This window comes from Protofrankia sp. CiP1_Cm_nod3 (assembly GCF_982290655.1).
In genome coordinates, this window is sequence record NZ_CEVIVD010000022.1 from 41,323 (window position 1) to 50,138 (window position 8,816).

Here is an 8,816-nt window from a genome sequence, read left to right on the forward strand (position 1 = left end):
TCGGACTGTTGTACTTCGGGCCACCGTACTTCGGGAAGGCCCCGCGTCCGGGCACCGCGGCGCGTGCCGTCAACGGTTCTGTCACCGTTCGCGTGGCTGTCAGGCCAGACTGTTGCTGATGGATACCGGCCAGGTGGGCATCGGCCCGCGCGGCTGAGAATCCACCGCAACGGCCTAACGCGGGGCGTTACCGGCACGTCGCAGCGCGATACTGGCCGCCAGCAGCGTGACGAACGCCACCAGCGCGCACACCAACAGGTCGACGACGACCATGCCCCAGTCGACCGACGGCCGGAAGGCACCGGCCAGCACGTCCACCGCGTACGTGCTGGGCAGCAGGTCACGCAGCACGTCGATCCCGAGCGGCAGCCGGTCCGCCGGGATGATCCCGAGGAACAGCACGACGCTCATACCGATCTGCCCGGCGACCGTCGCGAGTTCCTGGCGGGGGGCGAGCAGCCCGATGGCCGCGCCGATCCCGGCGAGGGAGGCCCCGGCCGCGACGGCCACCGGCAGCAGCAGCCACAGGCCCGACAGCGGCAGACCGTACAGCAGCGAGCCCACCACGGCTGTGACGATCATCCCCGGGAGCGCGAACGACGCGTAGGAGGCGGCCGTGCCGAGCACCACGGCGCTGCCCGGGACGGGCAGGGTCAGGTAGTAGTCCAGCGCCCCGGCCGCGCGCAGCGCCCCGAAGCGCTGCGCGAGCAGGTTCAGCGCGACGAAGGCCACCACCAGCACGGTCGAGCCGGCCACCACCTGCTCACTGGTCGTCTCGTTCCCCGCATCGACCACTCCGCGCAGCAGCAGCATGATCCCGAGCGACTGGAACGCGGCGACGAACAGCAGGGGCACCCGGGCCACCCGGGCCCGGGCGAGCTGGCCGGCGTAGACGGCGCCGAGCGCGGCCCCGAAGGAGGTGCCCGGCGGCAGCGGCACGGGCGTGCCGGCCACCTCCGCGGCCCCGGGGAAGCCACCGCCGGACCGCTGGCGGACGCTCCGGTCGACAGCACCGGCGGATCGGTCGAGGGCGTCGGCCGTCCGTTCGGCGACCGAGACGGCCTCGGCGGCCGGGCCGGCGGCCTGTCCGGCCGCGTCGACAGCCCGGCCGGCGGCCGGGCCGGCCGCCTCGTAAGCTGCGGCGGCGGTCACAGGGTAACCGTGCTCATGTGCGCTCCAGGGTGCGGGATGCCCCGCCAAGGGCGAGATAGACGTCCTCCAGGGACGGCGTGGCCAGCGTGAAGTCGTCGAGGGCGGCGAAGGCGGGGCCGCTGGTCAGCCGCGCGAGCGCGTCGCGGGCGGCGGCCGCGTCCATGCGCGTGGTCCAGCGGCGGCCGTTGATCTCGGCCTGTCGGGCGAGACGGGCGATCGTCGGGTCCTGGGCGGGCGGGTCACGGCGCCAGACGAGATCCAGCCGGACATCGCTGCTCACCGACGCCTTGAGCCGTCCGGGGGTGTCACAGGCGATCACCCGGCCGGCCTCGAGGACGGCGACCCGGTCGAGCACCGTCTCCGCCTCCAGGACGTTGTGGGTGACCAGCAGCACAGTGACCCCCGCGGTGGCCCGGCGGCGCTCGAGCGCCGACCACACCGCGCGCCGGGCCGTCGGGTCCAGGCCGGTGGTCGGCTCGTCCAGGACGAGCACCATACGGTCGCCGACCAGGGTGCAGGCGACGGAGGCGAGCCTGCGCTGGCCGCCGGAGAGCTGCCGCATAGGCCGGGTGACAACCGGGGCGAGGCCGAGCTCGTCGATGACGGCGTCCCGGGCCGCCCGCGCCGCGCCACGCCCGAGGCCACGCAGCCGCGCGGTGGTCTCCACCGCGCGGCCCACCGGCAGGTCCTCCAGGGCCATGTCGTGCTGGCCGAGGTAGGCCGCCAGCCGCGACGGGATGTCGGGACGGGCCACGACGTCCCACCCGAACAGCGTGATGGATCCGGCGTCCGGCCGGATCAGCCCCATGAGCTGACGCAGCAGCGTGGTCTTACCAGCGCCGTTCGGCCCGAGGACGCCGAAGACCTCGCCCTGCCCGACATCGAGATCGATACCGGCGGTGGCAAGTACGGCATGCTCCCCCGCGCCGTGCCGGCGGGTGAGCCCACGCACGACGTAGCTCAGCACGCGGCCTATTGTCGCAGCCCGCGGGCGTGGAGTCGGCCTGAGGGCGGGTGAGGGCCGCCTCCCCGGCCGAATCCCCGGCCGAATCCCCGGCCGGGCACACGCCAGCCGGCCGGCATCCGAGCCCCCTTCAGGCCTGTGACCGTCCGGTTCAGTAACCGAACCCGTTCGGCGACCGGGCCTGCTCAGTGAACGGGCCTGCTCAGCGAACGGGCCTACGATGACGGGCCCGCACCGAGCCGAGTATCCACAGCGCCTCGACCCCGTCCCGCCAGGTCAGCTTCTTGCCCTGTTCCCGGGTGCGGGCCTTGTAGCTGATCGGGACCTCGAACGGCCGGATGCCGCGGGCGAGCAGCTTCGCGGTCACCTCGGCCTCCATGCCGAAGCCGGCGGAGCGGACGTCCAGCTCGCGGTACAGGCCGGCCGGCAGCAGCTTGAAGCAGGTCTCCAGGTCACTGATGTAGCTGTTGAAAAGAACGTTCGCGGCCAGCGTCACCAGCTTGTTGCCGACCACGTACCAGAACGAGAACGCGGTGTTGCCGCTGAACGTCCGTGAGCCGAAGACGACGTCGGCCTCACCGGCGAGGACCGGTTCCAGCAGCGCCGGGATCTCCTCGGGGGCGTATTCCAGGTCGGCGTCGCAGATGACGAGGTAGTCACCGCTGGCCCGCTCGCTCGCGGTCCGCACGGCGGCGCCCTTGCCCCGGTTCACCGGCTGGTGCACGACGACCACCCGGGGGTCGTCGAGGGAGTCGAGGATGGAACGGGTCCCGTCCACACTGCCGTCGTTGACCACGACAAGCTCGATCTCACAGCGGTAGCCGACCTCGAGCACCCGCTTGACGGCGGCCGCGAGCGTGGCCTCTTCGTTGAAAACCGGCATCAGGATGGAAAGCTTCACATCGGCGCACATTACGATGTGATCACCCGCTGGCCGTTGACGACCACCGTCGGGTGACGCCAGGCAGCGGGCTCGACGAGCGGATCCATGGGCAGCCCCACGACGGCGGCGTGCGCGCCCACCTCGACACGCCCGGACGGGCGGCGGCCGTCGAGCCCGGCCGCCCGGGCGGCCACGGACGTCGCGGCGCGCAGCGCACCGAGGCGGCCGAGCCCGGCATAGGCGAGCCGGTCGAGCTCCCGCGGGTCGACTCCGGGCGGCCGGCTGCCCGTGCCCCCCGCGTCGGTGCCGTAGATCAGGGTGACCCCGGCCCGGTGGAGCAGCGCCGCGTTACGCCCGGGGGCCGGGCCGAGCCCGGCATGGCACTGCAGCGTCGAGACCACCGGCACGCCCGCGGCGGCGATCCGCTCGACCGTGCGCGGCGGCAGGGGCTCCACCGGGACATGGGCGAGCTCGTCCACGCCCGCCCACAGCGCCATCTCGACGGCGTCGACGCTCAGCGCGTGCGCCGTCACCGGAAGCCCTGCCGCGTGGGCGGCCTCGACCATGACCGCGAGCTCGGCCGGAGACAACGGTGGCCAGTTCGGGCGCCTCCCGCGCCTGGTGTCCGCGCTGGTCGCGACGTCCCCGACATATACCTTGATCAGATCGATGCCGTCCGAGACGAGCCCGGCGACGAGCCCGCGGGCCGCGGCGGGGCTCTCGACGACGACCGCCGCGTCGCTGCGACGGGCGTGCCAGCTCTGCGCCTTTCGCCCCGCTCCCTGCCGGCCCGCCCCCTGCCGGTTCAGCCCGTGCCAGTTCAGCCCGTGCCAGTTCAGCCCGCTCAGCCCGCTCAGCCCGTGCCAGCTCAGCCCGTGCCAGCCCGGCCCATGACGGCGCGGCCCGTAGTGGTCCGAGACGTGCCACTCCGGCGAGTACTGTTCCGGCGAGTACTGCTCTGACAGGTGCTGGTCCGGCGGGTACGGGCCTGACGGGTGCTGGTCCGACGCGTCGCGGCTCCGTCCGTGACGGCCCGGTGTGTGGCGGCCCAGCGCGTGGCGGCTCGCCGCGGCCCGGCCGGCGGTACCGCGGCGGGCGGACCGCGACGAGCCGGGAGGCAGGGCCTCCAGCCGGTCGGCCGTGGCACCCTGGGCGGGGCCGACCGGCTCCCCGGAGCGGTCCGGGCGCGGCCTCTGCCGCGACGTGCCCACCACCCGGGGGCCCGCGCCGGCAACCATGATCGGCGCGGCGAACCGCCAGTGGACGAGCCGCTCGATCGACGAGCCGAGGTCACGCACAGCCACGACGCCGGAACGCAGCTCGTCGTACCCGGGCGTGGCGGTGGCCGGCAGATGCACGTGGGCATCGACGACACCCGGCCCGATCCAGGCACAGTCGATCATGCGCAGGCCGTCCGGCAGCGACACCTGGTCGCGTGGCCCGACAGCGGCCACCCGGCCGTCCACACCGACCACCACGACACCGTCGAAGGCGGTGTCGGCGACGCCGTTCCAGATCCGGCCCCGCAGGCCCACGCCCCGCCCGACCTCCTGGCGGGCCGGCGCCCGTCCCACGGCCAGGGCACGCGCCGCCCGCAACGGCACCACGGCCAGGATGGACAGGCACCCCGACGGCGTGTCGCCGCGCCTCACCGTGCCCCCGGCGGCGGCACCCGCGGCAGCGGCCGGCGGAGATCAGACCGCCGGCGATCAGACCGGCGGAGATCAGACCGCACTGCTCATCCACACCACGATGTCGAGGATGCGCAGCGGTGTCAGCGGCGGCCCGTTGCGGGGGACGAGCGCGGACAGCCGGTGGAACTCGTCGGCGTTCTCCTTCAGGTCGTACTGCATGGCGCGGACCAGCAGCTGCATGTACTCACGCCAGGAACGCCCGTCCCGGGGAGACGGCGGGATGCAGCGCTCGTGCTGGTAGAAGATCCTGACCTTGGAGTCGAACAGCGGCACCAGCGCCGGCCGCTTGCGGTGCAGCACCTTTGCGATCAGCGACCCCTTGACGTCGCGGTCGGAGACGTCCGGATCGTCCAGCGGGTCGTACAGGGCCGCGACAAGATCGAGGGTGGCCTCGTCGGCCTCGATCAGCTCGATGCCGGGCGGGAGCTTGTCGAGCCCGCGCTGCAGCAACGGCGTCAGCGCCGTCAACGTGTGCATCCGGTCGACGTCCACCTGGACGCCGAGCAGGCAGGGCGCGAGCAGATCACCGGTGCACAGCAGATCGGAGTCACCGTTGGTCGTGAGCCCGTCATAGTACGGATAGGCGTAACGCAGGCCACGCTTACGCGGCCCGAGGTACTCCTCAAGCAGGCTCTCCGCGTCGAAGACCTCTCGGGTACCCATCCCAAGCCTCACCGCGGGGGCTCCTCACAGTCGTCTCGCAGTCTCACAGCGTCTCGAAGATCGAGAATGTCTTGAAGGTCTTGAAGGTCTTGAAGTCTCACAGCCGTCCCGAAATCGTCGTCGCGTCCCGAAATCGTCGTCGACGGTCACGCCATCTCATCACGTGACGACGAGCAGCGGCGATCACGAGCTGTGACGACTTTCACATCGCTGACCGCCAGCCCTGCCGCCTGTGCCCATCCTCCCCCGCGGCTGCCGCTATCCGGAAGCAACCCGCCCGGACGGACCCACCAGGACATACATTCGTTACCGCGAGGACCACATCCCGGAGCGGACCGCGGGTGACAGCAGGGCCGTCGACACGCGTGCGTTACCGCGCCGACCACGTCCCCGGCGGCCGGATTCCGCCCGCCCTGGTCAGTGGCTGCCGACGCCGGCTTCCGCCGGCCATTTCTTCCAGATGCCGCCCCGGTCCTCGGCCGTACCCGCCTGGGCGGGGACGTTCACGGCGGCCGGCCGGTCACCGACCTGCTGCCCGAGCGCGGTGATCCGGCGGATCTCCTGGCCGCTCTCCTCGTGCTCCGCCCGGTCACGCGCGTGGATCCTGACCAGCTCGTGCAGCCGGAACAACACATCACCGGCCGGCCCGGTGCCGGCGACGTCGAGCATCTGCGCGTCGATCAGACGGTCGAGGATTCCCTCGGCCGTCCGCTGGTCGGTCCTCAGCACCTGTTCGACGACCCGGCTGGAGAAGATCGACCGGCCGAGCAGCCCCAGCCGACGCAGCAGCTGCCGCGCCTGCGGATCGATCCGCTGGTAGGACAGGTCGAAGCTGCCGCGGACCTCCAGTGCGCCGTGGTGGAGCTCGGCTATCCGGTGCCGCTCGTCGACCAGCCTGGACACCAGGCCGGATATCTTCCAGTGGGGATGCGCCACCAGCCTGGCCGCGGCGACGCGGACGGCCAGCGGCAGGTAGCCACACAGGCGCACCAGCTCACGGGCGGCCACGGGGTCGGCCGACGCCCGGTCGTCGCCGACGATGCGGGCCAGCATCCGGGTCGCGTTCCCGACCTCGAGCACGCTCAGGTGCAGCCGGGTACAGGAAAGCGCGGCCAGCCGCGCCCGGCTGGTGATCAGCACCCCGCAGCTGCCCGACCCCGGCAGCAGCGGCTCGATCTGGCTCTCGTCCGCGGCACCGTCGAGTACCACCAGGACCCGCCGGTCGGCGAGCAGGCTGCGGTACAGCTCCGCGCGTGCGTCGAGACCGAGCGGGATCTCACTGTCCGCGACGCCCAGCGCGCGCAGGAACCGGGCGAGCGCGTCATCGGGATCGACCGGGCTGCACTGTTGGCCGTGCAGGTCCACGTAGAGCTGGCCGTCGTCGAAGTGCTCCCGTAACCGGTGCGCCACATGGACCGCCAGGACGGTCTTGCCCAGCCCGCCCATGCCGAGCACCGCCACGACGGGCATCGACGGGGGGGAGCTGGTAACGGTCAGCCGCTGGCACAGCAGCTCCGCCTCCTCGTCCCGGCCCGTGAGGTCCCCGACGGCGGCGGGCAGCAGGCACGGCGGCCGTGGCTGCGTGGCCGGTGGCTCGTCGCCCTCCGCCGGCCCCACCGCGTCCGGCCGTGACCCGGCCGGTGCGGCCGGCGTGACCGGCGCGGTGGCCTCGAGGGTGCCCTGCAGGATCGCTTCGTGCAGCCGCCGTAGCCGCGCTCCGGGTTCGACGCCGAACTCGTCGGCGATCCGCCGGCGTACCCGCGCATAGCACTCCAGCGCCTCGGCGCTGCGGCCGGCGTGCCACAACGCCCGGATGAGCTGGCAGCTCAGCGGCTCGAACAGCTCGTTCTCGGTGAGCGCCTCCTGCAGCTCGTCGATCACCCGGTCGGCGCGGCCCAGCCCTATCTCAAGATTGGCTCTTTCCGCGAGCACGCCGAGCCGCTGCGGGACCAGCCTCTCCCGCACCCGCGCGGCCCAGTCCCCCGGCAGGCCGGCCAGTGGCTCGCCCCGCCACAGGTCCGCGGCCTGCCTGAACAGGTGGCACGCCCGCTCCGGGCTGCTGTCGGCCACCGCCCGGGCCCGCTCCGCGAGACAACGGTGCCGGTTCAGATCGAGCAGGGCGGGGTCGGCGTCGATCAGATAGCCGCCCCGCTGCCGGACCAGCTCGACCTTCCCCCCCTCCGCCTGGCGGGTACACGCGAGTATCCGCCGCAAACGTGTGACATACGTGTACAGCGCATTCCGCACCTCGGCCGGAGGCGCGTCCCCCCACACCCGGTCGATGAGAAGATCCTGCGGCACCGGCCGCCCGAGATCCGCCAGCAGGACGGCAAGCACCGTTCGCTGCTTCGCCGACCCAAGATCTACATTAATATCGGCCACCCGTAGCTCGAGTGGGCCCAGCATAAGAAGTTCCACCACTCCACGCCCCCCAGCCCTAACATTTCCCTGAGAGGCATTAAATACTGATAAATAGTTGACAGTAAAGGCTGTCCAACGCTTGACACGGATCGGCTGTTGCGGATCCATACCTACGGGCCGGTACGGCGAATGCCAGCCGGCCTCGCCTCAGGACACAACAAACACCATTCAAACACAACGGAAACACCATCCCCGCCCGATCCCTCGCCTGATCCCCCGCCTGGCCCCCGCTCGTCGGCCTGGAGACAGGCACGGCCAGGCCGGGCGGGGGCGGCAGGCGGGCGACGGCTGCCGCCGGACGGGGCCCGCCGCCGCCGCGGGACACGATTGATTACTTCTGGTGACAGGCTTGTACCAGCCGGTTGTCTCCTACGGCGGACAGCGACCGCCCTCCCCGCCCGATGCCGCTCCCCCAGGCCAGGCGGCCGCCGTCCGCTGTCCTCCGCGTCCAGCGGCGCGCCTCCGGACGCGGATGATCATTATCCGTGCTCACGCCTTCGGCCGGGACCAGCGCAGGTTCATGCCGAGCTCCTTGAGCAGGTCGAGCTCGAGGTCGATCGCCCAGTGCTCGACGATCAGACCGTTCCTGAGCCGGAACACCACCACACCGCCGTAGCTCACGCTCCTGCCGGTGGGCGGAATTCCGAGCACCTCGCCGGTGTGGGTGCCCACCCAGGTGTTGTGCGCCGCCACCTTGTCCCCGTGAGCGCTCATATCCTCGACCGTCACGCGCAGGTCAGGAAACGCGGCGCGCAGCCCGCCGATCGAATGCCTGACGCCGTCCCGTCCCGCCGGCGCGCCCGGGAACGGGGCGTGGTCGAGATAGTCCTCCGCATATATCTCGTCGACCACGTCGAAATCGCCCTTGCTGGCGATCTCCTCGAACACCCGACGGATGATTTCCTTGTTCTCCGTGCTCGACATGTCCCGCTCCTTCTTCGTCCCGCGCCGGCCTGTGTCGTTCTGTTCTCCTCAGCGGCCCGGGCACCGGAGGACATCCCCGCCGGTGGCGTTCCGCCGCCGCCCCGTCCCACTTCGT

General features: G+C 72.0%; 7 protein-coding genes. All 7 read right to left on the bottom strand.

The window, feature by feature from the left end:
- Nucleotides 1-174: 174 nt before the first annotated feature.
- Nucleotides 175-1,152 (bottom strand): ABC transporter permease, encoded by a 978-nt coding sequence (locus tag AC5LUJ_RS07130; protein ID WP_250285550.1) that lies wholly within the window; start codon nucleotides 1,150-1,152, stop codon nucleotides 175-177.
- A 13-nt stretch (nucleotides 1,153-1,165) separates the two neighbouring features.
- Nucleotides 1,166-2,128, bottom strand: coding sequence for an ABC transporter ATP-binding protein (locus AC5LUJ_RS07135; protein WP_250285553.1), 963 nt, complete (start codon nucleotides 2,126-2,128; stop codon nucleotides 1,166-1,168).
- Between the two features lie 190 nt (nucleotides 2,129-2,318).
- A complete protein-coding gene (locus AC5LUJ_RS07140) occupies nucleotides 2,319-3,017 on the bottom strand; it encodes a glycosyltransferase family 2 protein (RefSeq protein ID WP_493464662.1) in 699 nt (232 codons plus the stop codon).
- Between the two features lie 11 nt (nucleotides 3,018-3,028).
- Nucleotides 3,029-4,651 (bottom strand): amidohydrolase family protein, encoded by a 1,623-nt coding sequence (locus AC5LUJ_RS07145; protein WP_250285548.1) that lies wholly within the window; start codon nucleotides 4,649-4,651, stop codon nucleotides 3,029-3,031.
- 72 nt (nucleotides 4,652-4,723) lie between these two features.
- Nucleotides 4,724-5,368: a DUF6308 family protein gene (locus tag AC5LUJ_RS07150; RefSeq protein WP_445548455.1), complete on the bottom strand. Its 645-nt coding sequence runs from the start codon at nucleotides 5,366-5,368 to the stop codon at nucleotides 4,724-4,726.
- A gap of 405 nt (nucleotides 5,369-5,773) precedes the next feature.
- The gene (locus AC5LUJ_RS07155) at nucleotides 5,774-7,762 is read right to left on the bottom strand and encodes an AfsR/SARP family transcriptional regulator (RefSeq protein ID WP_493464663.1); all 1,989 of its coding nucleotides are present in this window, start codon (nucleotides 7,760-7,762) and stop codon (nucleotides 5,774-5,776) included.
- A gap of 504 nt (nucleotides 7,763-8,266) precedes the next feature.
- Nucleotides 8,267-8,701, bottom strand: a complete 435-nt coding sequence (locus tag AC5LUJ_RS07160) for an ester cyclase (RefSeq protein WP_250291903.1) — start codon at nucleotides 8,699-8,701, stop codon at nucleotides 8,267-8,269.
- Nucleotides 8,702-8,816: the final 115 nt, after the last annotated feature.